The organism is Nitratireductor sp. PBL-C9 (assembly GCF_050877045.1).
GTDB classification, from domain to species: Bacteria; Pseudomonadota; Alphaproteobacteria; order Rhizobiales; family Rhizobiaceae; genus Nitratireductor; species Nitratireductor aquimarinus.
Window position 1 is genome coordinate 1 of sequence record NZ_JBPAXW010000003.1, and the last position, 17,307, is coordinate 17,307.

The 17,307-nt window shown below is 60.1% G+C and carries 19 protein-coding genes and 1 tRNA gene; 13 read left to right on the top strand and 7 right to left on the bottom strand.

Annotation, left to right across the window (positions count from 1 at the left end; all coding sequences use genetic code 11):
* The first annotated feature begins 64 nt into the window (after nt 1-64).
* Nucleotides 65-1,254 (top strand): IS3 family transposase gene (locus ACRTG1_RS07435; protein WP_432516009.1). Its coding sequence is split into 2 segments (ribosomal slippage): nt 65-319 and nt 322-1,254, totalling 1,188 coding nucleotides; the frame shifts between segments, so codons are not numbered across the junction.
* A 289-nt stretch (nt 1,255-1,543) separates the two neighbouring features.
* The gene (locus ACRTG1_RS07440) at nt 1,544-2,248 is read left to right on the top strand and encodes a zinc ribbon domain-containing protein (protein WP_432516198.1); all 705 of its coding nucleotides are present in this window, start codon (nt 1,544-1,546) and stop codon (nt 2,246-2,248) included.
* Here the strand turns inward: ACRTG1_RS07440 and ACRTG1_RS07445 are convergent.
* Nucleotides 2,205-2,281 (bottom strand) — tRNA-Ile (locus ACRTG1_RS07445). The genes ACRTG1_RS07440 and ACRTG1_RS07445 overlap by 44 nt on opposite strands.
* A gap of 110 nt (nt 2,282-2,391) precedes the next feature.
* Between ACRTG1_RS07445 and ACRTG1_RS07450 the strand changes: the two genes are divergently transcribed.
* Nucleotides 2,392-3,120: an SIMPL domain-containing protein gene (locus ACRTG1_RS07450; RefSeq protein WP_113155716.1), complete on the top strand. Its 729-nt coding sequence runs from the start codon at nt 2,392-2,394 to the stop codon at nt 3,118-3,120.
* A gap of 217 nt (nt 3,121-3,337) precedes the next feature.
* Here ACRTG1_RS07450 and ACRTG1_RS07455 read toward each other — a convergent pair whose 3' ends face one another.
* The 3 genes from ACRTG1_RS07455 to ACRTG1_RS07465 form a co-directional block, all read right to left on the bottom strand.
* Entirely contained in the window at nt 3,338-3,688 is a 351-nt protein-coding gene (locus ACRTG1_RS07455; protein ID WP_297560316.1) for a hypothetical protein, read from the bottom strand.
* Nucleotides 3,689-3,791: 103 nt separating this feature from the next.
* Nucleotides 3,792-4,208, bottom strand: a complete 417-nt coding sequence (locus ACRTG1_RS07460) for a nuclear transport factor 2 family protein (RefSeq protein ID WP_113156377.1) — start codon at nt 4,206-4,208, stop codon at nt 3,792-3,794.
* A 52-nt stretch (nt 4,209-4,260) separates the two neighbouring features.
* Nucleotides 4,261-4,710, bottom strand: a complete 450-nt coding sequence (locus ACRTG1_RS07465) for a YcgN family cysteine cluster protein (RefSeq protein WP_113156378.1) — start codon at nt 4,708-4,710, stop codon at nt 4,261-4,263.
* Between the two features lie 181 nt (nt 4,711-4,891).
* Between ACRTG1_RS07465 and ACRTG1_RS07470 the strand changes: the two genes are divergently transcribed.
* Together ACRTG1_RS07470 and ACRTG1_RS07475 are read left to right on the top strand one after the other, a co-directional pair.
* Entirely contained in the window at nt 4,892-6,886 is a 1,995-nt protein-coding gene (locus tag ACRTG1_RS07470; RefSeq protein WP_432516010.1) for an OmpA family protein, read from the top strand.
* 194 nt (nt 6,887-7,080) lie between these two features.
* Nucleotides 7,081-7,950, top strand: coding sequence for a dihydrodipicolinate synthase family protein (locus ACRTG1_RS07475; RefSeq protein WP_113155719.1), 870 nt, complete (start codon nt 7,081-7,083; stop codon nt 7,948-7,950).
* Nucleotides 7,951-8,088: 138 nt separating this feature from the next.
* Here the strand turns inward: ACRTG1_RS07475 and ACRTG1_RS07480 are convergent, their stop codons facing one another.
* Nucleotides 8,089-8,793: an orotate phosphoribosyltransferase gene (locus ACRTG1_RS07480; RefSeq protein WP_113155720.1), complete on the bottom strand. Its 705-nt coding sequence runs from the start codon at nt 8,791-8,793 to the stop codon at nt 8,089-8,091.
* 174 nt (nt 8,794-8,967) lie between these two features.
* Here ACRTG1_RS07480 and ACRTG1_RS07485 point away from each other — a divergent pair, with 174 nt between their 5' ends.
* The 4 genes from ACRTG1_RS07485 (at nt 8,968) to ACRTG1_RS07500 (ending at nt 11,829) form a co-directional block, all read left to right on the top strand.
* Nucleotides 8,968-9,354, top strand: a complete 387-nt coding sequence (locus tag ACRTG1_RS07485; RefSeq protein ID WP_113155721.1) for a YciI family protein — start codon at nt 8,968-8,970, stop codon at nt 9,352-9,354.
* The gene (locus ACRTG1_RS07490) at nt 9,351-10,604 is read left to right on the top strand and encodes an RNA polymerase sigma factor (protein WP_432516011.1); all 1,254 of its coding nucleotides are present in this window, start codon (nt 9,351-9,353) and stop codon (nt 10,602-10,604) included. The genes ACRTG1_RS07485 and ACRTG1_RS07490 overlap by 4 nt, the downstream gene beginning before the upstream one ends.
* A gap of 116 nt (nt 10,605-10,720) precedes the next feature.
* Nucleotides 10,721-11,143 (top strand): VOC family protein, encoded by a 423-nt coding sequence (locus ACRTG1_RS07495; protein ID WP_206543954.1) that lies wholly within the window; start codon nt 10,721-10,723, stop codon nt 11,141-11,143.
* 251 nt (nt 11,144-11,394) lie between these two features.
* A complete protein-coding gene (locus ACRTG1_RS07500) occupies nt 11,395-11,829 on the top strand; it encodes an FKBP-type peptidyl-prolyl cis-trans isomerase (protein WP_113155724.1) in 435 nt (144 codons plus the stop codon).
* A gap of 61 nt (nt 11,830-11,890) precedes the next feature.
* Here ACRTG1_RS07500 and ACRTG1_RS07505 read toward each other — a convergent pair whose 3' ends face one another.
* On the bottom strand, nt 11,891-12,316 hold the full coding sequence (locus ACRTG1_RS07505) for a VOC family protein (protein ID WP_113155725.1): 426 nt from the start codon (nt 12,314-12,316) through the stop codon (nt 11,891-11,893).
* Nucleotides 12,317-12,512: 196 nt separating this feature from the next.
* Here ACRTG1_RS07505 and ACRTG1_RS07510 point away from each other — a divergent pair, with 196 nt between their 5' ends.
* The 4 genes from ACRTG1_RS07510 (at nt 12,513) to ACRTG1_RS07525 (ending at nt 16,525) form a co-directional block, all read left to right on the top strand.
* Nucleotides 12,513-13,157 carry a TetR/AcrR family transcriptional regulator gene (locus tag ACRTG1_RS07510; RefSeq protein WP_432516012.1) on the top strand — a complete coding sequence of 215 codons (645 nt, stop codon included), beginning with the start codon at nt 12,513-12,515 and terminating at the stop codon, nt 13,155-13,157.
* 541 nt (nt 13,158-13,698) lie between these two features.
* On the top strand, nt 13,699-14,190 hold the full coding sequence (locus ACRTG1_RS07515) for a hypothetical protein (protein ID WP_206548185.1): 492 nt from the start codon (nt 13,699-13,701) through the stop codon (nt 14,188-14,190).
* Nucleotides 14,191-14,441: 251 nt separating this feature from the next.
* Complete coding sequence (locus tag ACRTG1_RS07520; protein ID WP_432516013.1) at nt 14,442-15,494, top strand: hypothetical protein; 1,053 nt, start codon at nt 14,442-14,444, stop codon at nt 15,492-15,494.
* Nucleotides 15,495-15,550: 56 nt separating this feature from the next.
* Nucleotides 15,551-16,525 carry an aminotransferase class I/II-fold pyridoxal phosphate-dependent enzyme gene (locus tag ACRTG1_RS07525; protein ID WP_432516199.1) on the top strand — a complete coding sequence of 325 codons (975 nt, stop codon included), beginning with the start codon at nt 15,551-15,553 and terminating at the stop codon, nt 16,523-16,525.
* Between the two features lie 21 nt (nt 16,526-16,546).
* Here ACRTG1_RS07525 and ACRTG1_RS07530 read toward each other — a convergent pair whose 3' ends face one another.
* A complete protein-coding gene (locus tag ACRTG1_RS07530; RefSeq protein ID WP_432516014.1) occupies nt 16,547-17,281 on the bottom strand; it encodes a DUF599 domain-containing protein in 735 nt (244 codons plus the stop codon).
* Nucleotides 17,282-17,307: the final 26 nt, after the last annotated feature.

A 17,307-nucleotide genomic window follows, 5' to 3' on the forward strand; every position in this document is an offset into this window, starting at 1 on the left:
TGACGTTGCCCCAGTGAATTAATCCAGGTTGAAGTAGGCTCTGGCCCCACGCGAAGGACCAGAGATGAAGCGCAACCGATTTTCCGAAGAACAGATCATAGGCATATTGAAGGAGCACGAGGCCGGTGTTCCGGTTGCGGATTTGTGCCGCAAGCACGGCGTCAGCAACGCCAGCATCTACAAGTGGAAAGCCAAGTATGGCGGCATGGACATCAGCGAGGCGAAGCGGCTGAAGACGCTTGAAGACGAGAACGCCAAGCTGAAGAGGCTCCTTGCCGACAGCATGCTCGACAACGCTGCGCTGAAAGACCTTCTGTCAAAAAAATGGTGACGCCCGCCGTCGAGCGAGAGGCCGTCGCACATCTCCAGATCGCGTTTGGAATGAGCGAGCGGCGGGCGTGCAAGATCCTTGGCTGTTGCCGCATGACGATGCGCTATCAGACCAGGAGAACCGAAGACGTGGTTCTGCGCGAGCGGATGAAGGCGATTGCCCATGAGCGGCGACGGTTCGGCTATCGACGGCTACACGTCCTGCTGCGCCGCGAAGGGCATGTGGTCAATCATAAGCGCCTGTTCCGCATCTACCGGGAAGAGAGGCTGTCGGTACGTCGACGAGGTGGCCGGAAACGGGCAATGGGCACAAGGCGGCCGATGCTGATCCCCATGGCCCCGAACGAGAGATGGTCGCTCGACTTCGTCTCGGACCAGTTGACCGACAGCCGGCGCTTCCGGGTCCTGACAATCGTGGATGACTGCACCCGCGAGTGTCTGGCCTTGGTCGCCGACACATCGCTCTCGGGTCTTCGCGTAGCCCGCGAACTGGAAGCGCTCCTGGCACGGCGCGGCAAGCCGAAGATGGCGGTCAGCGATAACGGGACCGAGTTCACCTCGAACGCCATCCTGGGCTTCGCTGATCGAATGCAGATCGACTGGCACTACATTGCGCCGGGAAAGCCCATGCAAAACGGCTTCATCGAGAGCTTCAATGGCCGGCTGAGGGACGAACTGCTGAACGAAACGCTGTTCCCGTCGCTCTCGCACGCCCGAGCAACTCTTCAGGCCTGGAGGAACGACTACAACCTCAACCGCCCACACTCCCGGCTCGGTTGGCTGACCCCGACCGAGTATGCCGACACCTTGAACCCGAAACGGGATCTGCCGCTCCGCTCGCTCGCGAGCTCCGCGTCAGACCCCGTCAATAGCCCCGGCCATATCGGCCAAACCCACCGCCAGAGTCTCCGTCAAACTGGATAAAACTTGGGGGCAACGTCAGAGCGGACGCTTTAGTTCTCAGACCGAAATCAAGCGTTATCTTGAATCTAAACCCGACTTTCCGAAAAGCGCAGTCACCGGCATCGTTCGGATAACGAAAATCACTGAGATGCTTCAAAGGGCAACTTACGCAGGTTATGTGGAATCGCCGAATTGGGGGATCACGCTGCGCAAAGGGCATCATGAGCCCCTTATTAGCTTCCAGACCTATGAGCGAATTCAGGCACGACTGAAAAGTACCGCTGTTGCTCCTGCGCGCAAAGACATCAACATGGATTTCCCTCTACGCGGTTTCGTACTGTGCGATGATTGCGGGGAACCAATGACATCCTGCTGGAGTAAGGGGCGAAAGAAGCATTACGCATATTACCTGTGTGATACGCCGGATTGCCCATCAAAACGCAAATCCATTCCCCGCGCCAAGATCGAGGAAGGTGCAGAAGATATTCTCCGCAAGCTACAACCCACACGAAGGCTGTTTAAGCTCGCTAGAACGATGTTTGAGGATGGCCGCAAAATACTCCTGGCTGAAGCCGAACGCGGACGAGAGACGCTTAGAACTCAAATTATCGACACGGAGCGTGAAATCGAAACCCTGCTTGAGCGGATTGTCGATACATCGAATAAAACGATGATCAGAGCGTATGAAACACGAATCGAAAAGCTGGAGCGTCAGAAAATCCGACTGACTGAACAGGCCGAAAACTGCATCCCGTCGAAGGGACACCTAAACGAATTTATCGAACACGCCCTGACTTTTCTCGCAAGCCCTTGGACTATATACGAAAAAGGCGAGTTTGCGCTGAAAAGAACAGTGCTGAAATTAGCTTTTGCGGAGCCGCTACGATATAGCCGAGAAAACGGTTATCGAACCGCAGAAACCACCTTTCCATTCAAGGTGTTAGCGGATTTTAGTTTAATAAAGTGCGGAATGGTGGGCCCGGAGGGACTCGAACCCCCAACCAAGCGGTTATGAGCCGCCGGCTCTAACCAATTGAGCTACAGGCCCGGTGGGCGATGGATTAGTTGCTTTTTCATCGCTGCACAAGTCATCTTGCCGCAATCGATACACAATCGCTGTCTACTTGCCGTATGCGGACATCGCAAAAGGAGATTTCCATGACCAAATCCATCTTCCCCGCCGCCTTCGCAGCCCCGATGCTGGCCGCTTCGCTGCTGGCAGCCGGCCCGGCAGTCGCCAGCGACAAGGACGGACGAATCATCGTGACCGGCGAGGGAGAAGCCGCCGTCAGCCCCGACATGGCGATCCTCAACATCGCCGTCGTGCGAGAGGCCGAGACAGCGCGCGAGGCGCTCGACGCCAACAATGAGGCAATGACCGCCGTCATCGACGCGATGAAGGAAGACGGCGTCGAAGCCCGCGATCTGCAGACCGGCGGCCTGTCGATCAACCCGCGCTATGTCTACCCCAACGACAAGAATGACGAGAAAGCCCCGCGCATCATCGGTTACGAGGTGGGCAACACGCTCACCGTGCGCATCCGCGATCTGGACAAGGTCGGCGCAATTCTCGACCGCTCCGTGTCGCTCGGCGTGAACCAGGGCGGTGGCCTGAACTTCACCAATGACGATCCGTCGGAAACCGTTACCGAAGCGCGCAAGCGTGCGGTGGCAAACGCGATGGACAAGGCGAAGACGCTTGCAGAGGCCGCCGGCCTGAAGCTCGGCGACATTGTCGAGATCTCCGAGCAGATGCAGCAGCGCCCGCCCATGCCCTATGCCGGCAAGGCCGTGCGGATGCAGGCGTCGGCCGAATCCGTTCCGGTGGAAGCAGGCGAAAACACCTATCAGGTGCAGGTCAACGTCACGTTCGAACTGGACAACTAGGCCTACTTGGCTTTCCCGTCAGGCCCCTGCCTGTCGGGAGAGCGCTCAAGACAGAGCATGTGACGCACAAAAAAGCCGCTGGCGCCCTGCCAGCGGCTTTTCTCTTTTTGAATGGGTGTTTCTTGCCGGTCGACAGACTGGCTAGAGACACTCCCTAACCAATTGTTTTTACGCAATTCTGCGCGGAAAAACGGCTCCCACTTTTCCTGGAATTGCTCTAACGGATCACCGGGCAACGCGGGGCGCGTGCAAACACCATGTGCTGGCGGCCCCAATGGGTGCGTCCGACAACGCGGATGATGTTGCGGTTGGCCTTCACCACGCGCGCCCGGCGCATGCCGAAACGCTCAGCCTTGCGAACTGCCTGACGCGGCGTGCAGGCGCGGTTGCGGCGGGGGCGTTCTGCGCGATGGCCGCGTCCGTTATGGCCGTAGACATAGCCACCCGAGGGGCCGCCGATGCCGAAACCGAAATAGAGATTGTCCGCCTGCGCCGTGGTCGGGGCCGCTGCCAGCGTGCCGAGACCGATCATTGCCGAAAGGGTTGCGATCTTGAGCTTGTGTAACATGGTGCTTTCCTCGGTTGGTCAGGACTTCTTCCGCGCCCCGTGATGAAAAGCACTTTGTCAGGGTGTGCCTGAACGGCCCGGGAATGAGCCGTTCACATGGCATTCAGCGACTGGGCGACAATGCGGCGCGCCACTGCACCGGGTTGCGCTGCTCGCTGATGCGGGTGATTTCGCCGCCATCGATCTCGAAGAACATGCCACCCGGCAGCGTGTAATTCTGGCCGGTCGCTTCCGGCAGGCCTTCGGCCGTTGCGCGATAGGTCCCGCGCACGGTGAACTCGGCCGCAGCCCGCACGCCGCCCGGTGCGCTCATCAGCGCAATGTCGGCGAAACGTTCATCGAAATGCCGCGCCTCGAGCCCCAGTCGCCAGCGCAGCCTGTCGCGCCCGATCTCGCGTTCACCGTCGAAAGGATCATGCGCAACGTCTTCGCTCACCAGCGCCAGTGCGGCATCGTGATCATTGGCGTTCAGCGCATCCAGAAAGGACTGCACGAGGCTCAGCGTTTCATCGTCCGACATGGTCATTGCTCCGTGTTTGCTCTTTCGCCTGAAGGAAAGCCGCGTTCGCGGCCTATGGTTCCTCATCCAGAATGAAAGAGAAATAATCCTCCGGCTGCGCCAGATCGTCTTCGCTGGCCTTCACGCGCCCGCGCATGGAGATGCCGGCTTCATGCACCGTTTCGGGATCACCGGAAATAAGCGGGTGCCACCAGAGGAGATCCTTGCCCTCCGCCACGAGACGATAGCCACAGGTTGCCGGCAGCCAGGGGATGGTTCCGACATTCTCGGGCGTCAGCTGGACGCAGTCGGGCACGCGCGCGAGGCGGTTTTCATAATCATGGCACCGGCAGCTTGCCCCGTCGAACAGGCGGCAGCCCACACTGGTCCAGTAGATGTCGCCGGTATCCTCATCCTCAAGCTTGGCGAGGCAGCACTTGCCGCAGCCATCGCACAGGGCCTCCCATTCCCTGTTGCTGAGCGCGGAAAGCGGTTTGGTTTTCCAGAATTCATTCGTTGTCATGGCAGAGCTTTGGACCGCCTTTTCGCGCGCGTCAAGCGAGCTGTTGGGCGCATTTTCGCCATGCCTGCGCCATCGCCCCGCCATGCTTTCACACGCAGCGGTGTCAAATGCACCGAAATGGGAACCGATTGCCCGTGAAGCGGTTTAGGCGGCGATGGGACGCCCACACAGGAGAGATTTTATGACGACGCGAAAGCGGATCATGACGACCACGGCCCTTGGCCTGCTCATCGCGGCCACACCGCTTGCCGTCCAGCCGGCGCTCGCACAGGAGCGCAATGCCGGCATGGTGCTGGCGCAGGCGGAAAAGCCCGAGGGCATGTCGGAAGAAGCATGGCGCGCCCTTTTGAAGAAGCGCGGCGGCGGCAAGCAGGAAGAAAGCGCTGACGAAGAGGCTGGCGAGGCAGAAGAGCCCGCCCCGGAAGCGCCTGCGGCAGCCCCAGCACCAGCCCCTGTCGATGAGGCGCCTGAAGCGGCGCCCGAGGCTGACGAGGCACCGCCCGCGCCCATTGCCGAACCGGAAGCCGAGGCCCCGGCCGAGCCGAAGGCTGCACCGGCTGCTGAAGAAACGCCCGTGCCAGAGGCGCGGCCAGAGAACCCCGCAGCGGAGGAGGCTGCCCCCGAAGCCGAAGAACCAGCGGTAGAGACAGAGGAGGAGCCTGCGGCGGAGACAACCGAACCCGCTCCGGTTGAGGCTGAGGAAGAAGAGCCTGCGGCACCCACTGAGGAGCAGCCGGCAGAACCCGCAGCTCAGGAAAGCGAAGAAGAACAGCCGGCGGCCGAGACGAGTCCCGCTGAAGACGCGCCTGCTGTCGAGACGGCGGAGCCCGAACCGGCTGTCCCCGAAACGGCCACCGAAGAGCCGGTCGAAACGGAGACTGAGCAGCCGGAGGCCGCCCCTGCCCCGGATGAGCCTGCTGCCGATGAAAGCCAGGCAAACGAGGAACCCAAAGCAGACAGCGCAGAGGTAGAGGCGGAAGCCGGGACCGATGTGGAGGCGGCTGAAGAGGACGTGCTGCCGGAAAACGCCGCACCTGTTCTAGACAGCCAGAAAGAGCCTGAAGTGCAGGACGAGGTGCCGCCGGAAGGCAATGCGGACGCTCCGGCTGAAACCCGAACGACAGCTCCTGAAGCCGAAGCTGCCGCACCGCCGCCTGAAAGCGATGCGGAGGCGCAGGCCGAAGCACTGGATCCGGAGGCGCTGCGTACCGAAATCCGCAATATTCTTGAAGAACAGGGCGAGCGGATCGAGATGGGTACGACGCGCGAAGAGCGCCGCGAACGCCGCCGGGAGCTGCGTCAGCAGCGCGAGGATGCGGAAATCGTGCAGGAGTTCAACGACAACCGCACCATCGTGGAGATCAACAACCAGATCTTCGTTGAAAGCCCGGACAGCGACCGCCTGATCCTTGATGAGGACGAGGTCTATTACGAGGAGTTACAGCGCGGCCGCGTGCGCGAGGTGGTGACACGCCCCAATGGCGTTCGCCTGATCACCGTGCGCAACCGCTATGGCGATGTGATCCGACGCGTGCGTGTTGCGCCGGACGGGCGCGAGCAGGTGCTGGTCTTCGTGCCGGATGAGCGTCTGGACACGGTCGATCGCTGGCGCGATCCGGCACGTGACCTGCCGCCACTGCGACTCACGATCCCGGTGAGCGATTACATTCTTGAGGCAGAGCGCGTGGAGAACCCCGACCGCTATTACACCTTCCTTGAGAAGCCGCCGGTGGAGCCGGTGCGCCGCATGTATTCGCTCGAGGAAGTGAAGCGCTCGGCCCGGGTGCGCGACATGGTGCGCCGCATCGACCTCGACACGGTCGAGTTCGGGTTCGGCTCGGCTGAAATTCAGGAAAGCGAGATCGACGAGCTCGAGGCAATCGCCACGGCCATCGACCGCATGCTGGAGAGGAATCCGGCCGAAACCTTCCTTATCGAGGGACATACGGATGCGGTGGGCTCCGATCTCGCCAATCTGGCGCTTTCGGACCGTCGCGCGGAATCCGTCGCCCGCGCACTGACCGATGTGTTCGGCATTCCGCCGGAAAACCTGGTCACGCAGGGCTATGGCGAGCGCTACCTGAAGATCGACACGCAGGCGCGCGAGCGTGAGAACCGGCGTGTAGCGCTCAGACGCATCACCCCGCTTGTCGCACCGGTCGCGAGCGCTAACTAACCAGGCACAGCTTTCCGCCGTGAGCCCGGGGCAACCGGGCGGGCGAAAAGAGCCCGGCCGGACGTTCCCTCCTCCGGCCGGGTTTTCATTTGCCGGCAGCCGGGCGGCCCGGCTCAATGGCCCAATGGTCGGTTGTTTCCTGCCCGGCGCAAAATGCTCTACACATCGAAGCGCATATCCAAAGGAGTTCTTCCGTGACCTCTAAACGCTTAAGCGGTGTCATTGCCGCCGTTCCCACCCCCGTGACCGAAACCGGCGATCCCGACATCAAACGTTTCCTGCGCCATGCAGAATGGGCGCTCGACAATGGCTGCGATGCGCTGAACGTGCTTGGCACCACTGGCGAGGCGAATTCATTCTCGCAGGATCAGCGCATTGCGCTCATGGAAGCCGCCGCCGGTTCTCTCGACAAGGCCCGGCTGATGGTGGGCACCGGCACACCCGACCTCAAAACGACCATCGCACTGACGCGGCGCGCGCACGCGCTTGGGTTTGCCGCAGCGCTCGTTCTGCCCCCCTATTACTACAAGGGTGTCAGCGATGACGGCCTGTTTGCCTGGTTCGAGCGCCTCGTCACGGCCACGGCGGACGCACCCATCGACATTTATCTCTACAATTTCCCGCAGATGACGGGGCTGACCTTCTCGCCGGAATTCGCTGCCCGGCTGAAAGCCGCCTTCCCGCAGCGCATCATCGGCGCGAAAGACAGTTCCGGCGATCTCGATTACGCCTCGAAACTGGCGAAGATTGAAGGGTTCGACGTTTTCCCAAGCAATGAGGCCGCTCTGTCAAAGGCCGAGGCGGAAGGCTATGCCGGCTGCATATCGGCCACCGCCAGCGTGACGGCTCCGCTCGTTGCGAAGCTCTGGTCGGAACCGACCAATGACGATGCGCTGGAAGCGGCCTCGGCGGCGCGCACGGCCATTTCGGCGCAGCCGCTCATTCCGGCTGTGAAATATCTGACGGGCAAGCTGCACGGGGATAGCGGCTTTGAAGCGCCGTTGCCGCCGCACATGCCACTCACCAGCGCGCAGAAGGCGGCGCTCGACGAAATCCCGCTCTGAATATCGTCTCCCACCGCCGGTGCTGCGTCACCAAAATGCACCGGGCGGTGGAAGCTTCTGAAAAATGAAAGCGGCAGTTCCGACCAGCCGAACTGCCGCTTTTTATTTTTACAGGCCCGGAGGCCGGAAGGCTCTCGATCAGCCGGCCTTTTCACCAAGCTCGGCGATGCCGCCATTGGCAGCGGACCATTCGAGCGGCTTGTTGAGGAACTTCTCCACCTCGTCGAGCGTCTTCTCGTCGAACAGCTTCTCCGCACGCGCAACTTTCAGCACATCCCACCAGGTGGTGAGGTAGTGCAGGCGCATGCCGGCGTCTTCCAGACGCTTCGGCGTTTCGGGGAAGATGCCGTAGTAGAAAACGGCGAAGGTGTCGGTTACCTCGGCGCCGGCCTTGCGGACGGCTTCGGCGAATTTCAGCTTGCTGCCGCCGTCGGTGGTCAGGTCTTCGACCAGAAGAAGGCGTGCGCCCTCATTCAGATCGCCTTCGATCTGCGCATCGCGGCCAAAGCCCTTGGGCTTCTTGCGCACGTAGAGCATGGGCAGGCCGAGCTTGTCGGACAGCCAGGCTGCGAAGGGAATGCCTGCCGTCTCGCCGCCGGCAACGGCATCGAACTTCTCGAAGCCCGCGTCGCGAAGCACGACGGAGGCCGCAAAGTCCATGATGGCCGAGCGGATGCGCGGGTAGGAAATCAGTTTCCGGCAGTCAATATAGACGGGGCTCTTCAGCCCTGAAGTGAAGGTATAGGGTTCATCGGCGCGAAAATGCACCGCCTTGATCTCGATCAGCATCTTGGCCACGGTCTCGGCGATCAAGGCGCGATCAGGGAATGTGTTGGCGAACATGGCTGGCTCTCGGTTGGTGACGCGGCTTTCAGCTATCAGGATTGAACGCCGGTAGGAAGTTTTCTTGACAATATTCCGGTGGATGGCTTTGCGCCATCCGCAGAAGTTTTTTCTCGACGCCTCGTGTCGGACTGCGGCAAGCTTCGCCGTCTTCCAATCGAGAAAGGAACCGGAATGCTCTATGCAATTCTCTGCTACCACAATGAAGACGTGGTCATGTCCTGGTCCAAGGAAGAGGATGACGCGGTGCTGGCCAAGCGTCGCCGGGTCCAGAAAGAGCTTGTCGACAAGGGGCGCATGGGTCCTGCGATCCGCCTCATGCCCACATCTGCTGCGACCACGATCCGCGCATCCGGCAGCGAACAGCTCGTGCTCGACGGCCCCTTTGCCGAGACCAAGGAACAGCTTCTCGGCTTCTACGTGGTCGATTGCGACAATCTCGACGAAGTTGTCGATTTCGCCAAGCGAATGAAGGAAGGCGAGAGCGTCACCTTCGAAATCCGCCCGATGCAGATCTTTGAAAAGGGCAATCTCACTGGAAAGGAAACCCTGACCTTATGACCGAACTGGCCTGGATCGAGAACGCGCTGACAAGCGCACGCCCACAGGCGATGGGCGCGCTGCTGCGTTACTTCCGCGATCTGGACCGGGCCGAAGAAGCCTTTCAGGAAGCGTGCCTGCGCGCCCTGAAGACCTGGCCGCTCAAGGGACCGCCGCGCGATCCGGCTGCCTGGCTCATTTTTGTCGGACGCAATGCCGCGCTCGACAGCGTGCGGCGCGACCGGCGCAACACCGCCCTGCCGCCCGAGGACCGGATTTCCGATCTTGAGGATGCGGAAACCGATATCGCCGAACGGCTGGACGACGCGCATTATCGCGACGACATCCTGCGCCTCATGTTCGTGTGCTGCCACCCGGACCTGCCTGCCACGCAGCAGGTGGCTCTGGCGCTGCGCATCGTTTCCGGCCTCAGCGTGCGGGAGGTGGCGAGCGCCTTTCTCGTCAATGAACGCGCCATGGAACAGCGCATTACGCGCGCCAAGCGTCGGGTGGCGGAAGCGAACATTCCTTTTGCCGCACCCGATGCGGTGGAGCGTTCGGCACGCCTCGGCGCAGTGGCGGCCATGATCTATCTCGTCTTCAACGAGGGCTATTCAGCCTCGGGCGGCGATGAGACCGTGCGCGCTTCACTCTGTGACGAGGCGATCCGGCTTTGCCGCCTGCTGTTGCGCCTGTTTCCGGCAGAACCCGAGATCATGGGGCTTCTGGCCCTGATGTTGCTTCAACATGCCCGAAGCCCCGCCCGCACGGACCCCGAAGGCAAGGCCGTGCTTCTGGAAGATCAGGACCGCACACTCTGGAAGAGGGCGAACATCGATGAAGGGCTGGCGCTGGTCGACAAGGCGCTGCGCCACCGTCAGCCGGGGGCCTATCAGGTTCAGGCGGCGATTGCCGCACTGCACTCTCGCGCCGGGACGGCTGCGGACACGGACTGGGAAGAGATCGACCTGCTCTATCAGATGCTCGAACACCTGACGCCTTCCCCGGTCATCACGCTGAACCGGTCGGTTGCCGTGTCGAAGACGAAGGGGCCGGAAGCCGCATTGAAGCTCATTGCCCCGCTTGCCGACCGCCTTTCGGGCTATTTCTATTTCCATGGTGTTCGGGGCGCATATCTCAGTGAGATCGGACGCATGGCGGAGGCCCGCGAGGCCTTCAACCGCGCAATCGCCCTTGCGCGCACGCCCGCCGAGGCGAGCCATATTCGCGAACATCTCGACAGGCTGTCCCAACGGGTCTCGGCAGACTGAAGCCTCTCTCCCACTTTTTTTTCAAGAATACACACGCTCACTGTCGGAAGGGCGAAACGCTGTTCGTCCTTCCGACATGGGCCGACTTTCCGGTCCCCAATGAGGAGAGAGCCATCATGTCTGAAACCAGCGTAACCGTTGATGAAAATCAGGAGCTGCCCAAAGTTCAGGGCGGTGTCGCCCCCTATCTGATGGTGGACGGCGCATCGAAGGCGGCCACGTTTTATGAGCAGGCCTTCGCCGCGACCGAAATCCATCGCCATCCCGAGGATGAGAGCGGCCGCACCATGCACATCCACCTCCTTATCCATGGTGGCTCGATCATGCTGAGCGATGCCTACCCGGAATACGGCCAGCCACTGCGTGAGCACTCCGGATACACGCTCACACTGGCCGTGGAGGATGTGGACGGGTGGTGGTCGCGCGCCGTTGGCGCGGGCGTGGAAGTCGTGATGCCGCTTGAGCGCATGTTCTGGGGAGACCGCTACGGGCAGATCCGCGATCCGTTTGGCGTGAACTGGGCCATCACCGGAAAGTAGACCGTCAGAGATCGCGGCGGTTGGTCCGCATCAACCAGCTCCCCAAGCGCCGGGCCAGAAAGAACTGCCGCAAAGGCCGGGGACGCCGCGCTGTCCCCGGCCGTTTTGCCACAATCGCTTTACAGGGCCGTATCTGACGCACTAGGCTGTGTCAGCAAGGGGTGAAGGGCGCTGCCGCACCCCCTGTTCACCGACGCTGAGCGCTATGCCGCGTCACCATCTTCTCACACAAAAGCGATTGAGAGACAGACATGAGCCAGGTCAAAAGCGGCGATGTCGTGAGGATTCATTACACTGGCAAGCTGGCTGACGGCACGCAGTTCGATTCATCAGCCGGACGCGAGCCGCTTGAGTTCAAGGTCGGCAGCGGCCAGATCATTCCCGGCCTCGACCGGCAGATTCAGGGCATGAAGCAGGGTGAGAGCGGAACGCTGACCATTCCTGCCGCAGAAGCCTATGGCGCACGGGACGAAAACCAGGTTCAGGTGGTTCCGCGCACGGCGCTTCCGCCGGAGATGGAAGTGCAGGTCGGCTCCAACCTTCAGGCCACCACCCCGGACGGCAACCAGATTTCGCTGACGGTTGTCGGCGTTTCCGAAGCCGAGATCACCGTCGACGCCAACCACCCGCTGGCTGGGCACGACCTGGTCTTCGAGATCGAGATCGTCGAAGTCGTCGCCGGCTGATTGAGCCGGCATGGGAGCCGCCGGTGCAGAACCATCGCGGCTCCCCATATGCCCCCCCCCGCTACTGCGGCAATGCATCCTGTGCATACTGCTCCGCGAATTCCGCCGATGGCGGGATCGGCTTGATTACATCAATCAGGACACCATTGGGGTCGGCCGTGATGAAGTGGCGCTGACCGAATGCCTCGTCGCGCAGTTCGAGCAGGATCGGCAGCCCTGCCCCCTTTAACCTCGCATATTCGGCATCGGGATCTTCGACCTCGAAATTGAGGATCAGGCCCGTCACGTTACCCTGCGCCGCCTCCGGCACCGTCGGGTGCGATCCATCCAGTATGGCGAGATTTACGCCCGGATCTTCCTTTGACTGAAGATGGACATACCAGTCAGCCTCAAATGCCGGCTGGAAACCGAAATGATCGCAATAGAATGCAGCCGTTTCGGCCACGTTTCCCGTCATAATGACCGGGTAGTAGCTGGTGACTTTCATCGGTCTTCTCCCTCACCGCGTTTCTCATGCAGCCGCTTTCCCTGCAGGTCGTCGCCACCGCCCCTTTGCCCGACCCTCGCCGCTGCCCGGCCTCCTGCCGCCCGGCAGACAGGCTGGAGGTCTTGGCAAGACGCGGGCGATGCGCCTATAAACATACAGACTGCATGTATTATTGATTAACATACAGGCTGCATGTATGCAACAGACCACACCCCGCCGTTCAAACCGCGAACGCAGTGAAGACACGCGCGACAGGCTGATCAGGGCGGCCCGCCGCCTCTTCGTCGAGAAGTCCTACGCGGAAACGGGCACGCCGGAGATCGTCCGCGAAGCCGGCGTGACACGCGGCGCGCTCTATCATCACTTTGCAGACAAGCAGGCGCTGTTCGCCGCCGTAGCGGAACGGGAAGCCGAAAGTGTTGCGCGTGAAATCGAGACAGGCGCTCTGGACACGACCTCCGCAACAGCCGCGCTGATCGACGGCGGCGCAGCCTACCTCAACGCCATGACCCACCCTGGAAGAACACGCCTCCTCCTGCTTGACGGCCCGGCCGTTCTGGGACGCAGGCGGATGGATGAAATCGAAGATCGCCACGGCAACAGAACCCTGCGTGAAGGGCTCCACGCAGCCATGGAGGCAGGCGCGCTGCGCAGCCTGCCACTGGATGCACTGACGGGCCTGCTGGCAGCCGCCTTTGATCGGGCAGCCCTTGCCATCGACGCGGGCAGCGATGCGGATGCGCAGATCGCGGCCCTGAACGGGCTTATCGAAGGCCTCGCCACAGCCCCGGCTCCGGTCTCCCCTCCGGCCCCCACTCCGGCCCCCACTCGGCAAGCCTGACATAACCCGACTTTCATATCGGGGCGCCAGCCCCTCCCCCCCCTGACGGCTCTCTGCAAGGCGCGGTGCATCGCGCCTTGCAGCGCTTCTGGCCGCCATAGCTTCGCCCCCGCAACACGCGGTCGGGGCGCCAAGCGCACCACATCACTGCTCGCCTGCCAGAAATTTCAAATTCACCAAAGAATTACTTTGAAATACATTCATCATAACAATGCAATCATTAAAAATAACTTTTACAAATCAAAGTAAGTATAACAAATATAGTATATCACTTACATTGTTTTTTATTTATAGATGTTGAAATCAAACGAAAACAATATTTAAATAGATACGCGCCTCAGACGAGACGCGTGAAAATTAGTGGAGACGAAAATGACCTACGAAAATATCCGCGAAGTTATCCTGAAGCGCCACTTCCTGAAGCTTCTGTCCTACGGACACTCATGCTGCGCCGTTAATCAGGAAGAAGAATACCAATTTGTATGAGTGCAAAGACAGGGCGCTTTCAAGCGCCCTGTCTCCGACAACGCAGGAGAGTCATATGCTTGCCGAAAAATATGTAACTGCGAAAATGTGGGATGTCCTGAAAGAAAACCTTCCCGAACGCAGTGACGCCGTGCTCGTTCTACAGGTTGAAGAGTTCTTGAAGTTCATGACGATTGCCTCGGATGAAGACACATCCTTCATCCCGCTGAACGCCGAAGTTGATGACATCTGGCATGAGTTCATCATGCAGACCGCGTCCTACGACAACCTCTGCAAGAAACTCCCCGGAAAGCGCTTCATACACCACGAAACCATCAGCATGGAGGAATACAGCAAGAAGGTAGGAAAAGAACAAATGGTAGATCAGATGCTCGAATGGCTACCAAAATACATAAATAGATTTGGACCGTTTACCGATAAAATATCCGACTACTGGACCATATGTCGTTTTCTCAAGAACGAACTCGGCCTTTCACTGGCTCAAATCAATGATATCGGCTCAAAGCAGGCGCAGGAAATCCCACCGCCTCAATCTGGCGAAAAATGAACACACGATTCCTGCAGCGCACGACGCGCGATTTTCTCAAGAGAGGCGGCCAACTTTCATTCGCGATATTTGCAGCCGGCATCAGCGGACTTATATTCTCGGTCGCGCTGGCGACAACCAGCACCCAGGCCGCAGCCGCGCATGGCATGGGGTGGTTTCTCTGCGCCGCCTTCTCCGTCCCACTCTCCGGCTTTCGGATCGTTGTGATTTCTCAACGCAGAAAGCAGTCCCGCCCTTTCAGAATCAAGGGAATGGCAGAAGCCTTTTATCTCCTCTGCGGAAGCCTTTTGCTTCTTTTCGGCGTGACATCAACGACCATTCTCCTCATCTCGGACGATCTGTTTTCGCTGCTCCCAGCCTATCTTGTCTTCTGCGCGATTGGTTTTCCCATCACCGGCCTGAACGCACTCATGGGAGGCTATCTGGTACGTGCACAGATGGAAAACACTCAGCTCGCCGTCACCTTTCAGGCAATTCTCCTGCAGTTGACGGCAGCAAGCGCCCTTCAGTTTCTTCCAGCAAATCCCGCACTTCTGCTCAGCTTTGTGGGGTTGATCAGCCTCACGACGCAGCTTTACATCAGCCTGCGCTATTGCATAGCGCTGCGCATCACCAATCACCTCAGAACCCTGTTCCAGCCGTCAGGCTCATGGCGCGCAGGCTACGCGATCTCCGGCCAGGCGCTCGCTTCCGGCAGCGATATCATCGTTCTCTCCTCGACATTCTGGCTTGTACTGACAGCCCTGCGTGCAACCGACCCCGCCGCCGCCACCTACACGTCGATCGGCTTCACGATTGTTCGCACCTTCATCGTGCCGCTCAAGTCTTTCGGCGTGGTCGCAGGGCGAATGCTGCGCTCCCTCGACAGAACAGAGAACCTTGAAGCCACCGAGCGCTCCATGTTCATGGCGATTGTTTCGATCTGCGCGCTTCTCTCACTGACACTTCTGGGAATAGCAGCCTGGAATGCGGGCCTGTCTCCGTTCAGCACGAGCTGCTTCTGGACGACAAGCGGACCACTCATCCTGTGCGCCATCGCCATACAGTTCCTGATCGAACCCTGTGCGGCATTCAGGGCCGCAGTGATGAAGGTCACGATGTCGCCGTTTCAGGTTCTACTGGCGCTTGCCGGCTCGCTCTGGGGCTTTGTGCTGCCCATTGTCGGAGGGCTGTGGTTCACAGGTCGCCTGACACTTGAAGCCACCTGGCTCACCCTCCTCTTCGGACGCCTTCTGTTTGCCTGCCTGCTTCAACTTCAAGCCAGCAATGGCTTACTGGCGCCGCGCACCCTGCCCGACCGTTGAGAAGGAGACGAGACGTGACAACCAAGATCTATGAAGAACCACCCGGGGGCATCGACATGACCCTGTCAGACTGGTCCTTCCCCGATGCATTCAAGGAGGCGGTGGCGTCACGCCTGCGCAACCTGGACTGGCGGCGCTATCCCGCGAATTCCGCCATGGCCGCGCGGCAATGCATCGGCGCAAGGTTCGGCATGGCTCCAGAAAATGTGCTTCCAACCAATGGCTGCACGGAGGCACTGGATTTGCTGGCACGCTTTGCAGCGACCGAAGCTGCAAGCGTGGCGCTGCCCTCCCCCGGCTATTTTGCATACGGGACGATCATGCAGGCGAGCGGATTGGCCGTCGAGCATTACGACCCGGCGTCCCTCATGAACTTTGTTCCCGACGCCAACAGCCACCTTCTGGTCTGCAACCCGAACAATCCGACAGGCGACTGGCTGTGCGCAGAGGATCTGCATGCCATCCCCGTATCGACCAGACGCCACATCGCCATCGACAGTACGTATGCGTTTTTCCGGCCCGACTTCAGCCCGGCGCTCTTCAGATCCTATCTGGCATACGGCTTCATCAATCTCCTGTCGTTTTCAAAAGCGTTTGGGGTGGCTGGCATGCGACTTGGAGCAATCATTGCTCCGGCAGTGCTTTTGCAGAGGATTTCGAGAAACCAGCCACGCTACATGCTGGATTTTGCGCAGATCACGGCGCTCGGGACCCTGTTTGAGGAGAACTGGTACGCACTCGCTATCCAGGAGGGCCGGCTTGTCCATCAGGCGGCAGTCAGACTCAAAAATCTGCTTGAAACGATACGGGGGCTGAAGGTCTATCCGGCCAACGCGAATTTCGTGAGCTTTCAAAACCGCACGCCGGATGGCAAGGAAATCCTGCCGCGCAGACTTCTTGAAGACCTGCCCTGCAAGATCTGGAACAATGGACTGGTGCGCATGACCATCGACCGAACGCGCGAGGCCGATACGTTCGCAGTACTCAGCCAATGGGCTGATGCTGCCAGACAGAAAACCGGACAGGCATAGCCAGCTTTGAACAGAAGCCGGTCAGGGCTTCTGCGCACCCGTCTTCTCGCCCACCGTCTTCGCGCCCACTTGGCTCTTTTTCCCAGCCGGTTCGATGACTTCGACCTTGAGACCCGCCACGAGCTCGCGTGCGGCGGAGAAGAATTCCCGGTAGAGAATGGAGGCGAAGATGACGAGACTGACCGCAATCGCCGCCCAGGCGGAGACAAACCACGCAATCATGCCGATCGAGAAGTAGTAGGCGCGAATGCCCTGATTGAAGTTGCGCGCCGCAATCGTGTTGAGCGCGGCCATGATGTAGATTTCTTCCGGGTCGCTTTCCTCGGAATCGTCGGCAGCGCCAAGCATGATGCAGAAATGGTTGAACTGGCGCAGCGAAAGCGTGAACGACAGAAACGCCATCACGAACATCAGCAGAAAGATCACCAGATGCCGCTCGACCGCCGCCTTGTCGACATCGAGCGCCGGCTGCATCACCGTCACCGCGTCCAGCACCGCATTGACCTGCCCGAAGACGGCAATCATCGCCAGAATGATCAGCACCGTCGTGGAGGCGAAGAAAGACACCGCCCCCATGAGATTGCCCGACAGGATTGCATCCATGGGCGTTTCGCGACGGACGGCATTGCGCACCCAGCGATGGCGCTGCGCGCCCATGATGATGGACAGAGACGGCCGGCGCTTCTCCAGCCAGCTGGCGAAGACGGTGTAGAAGATCCAGCACAGGATCGGAAACAGCGATGCCGCGAGCGTCAACGTGCAATCCCTTTCAGCACAAAGAA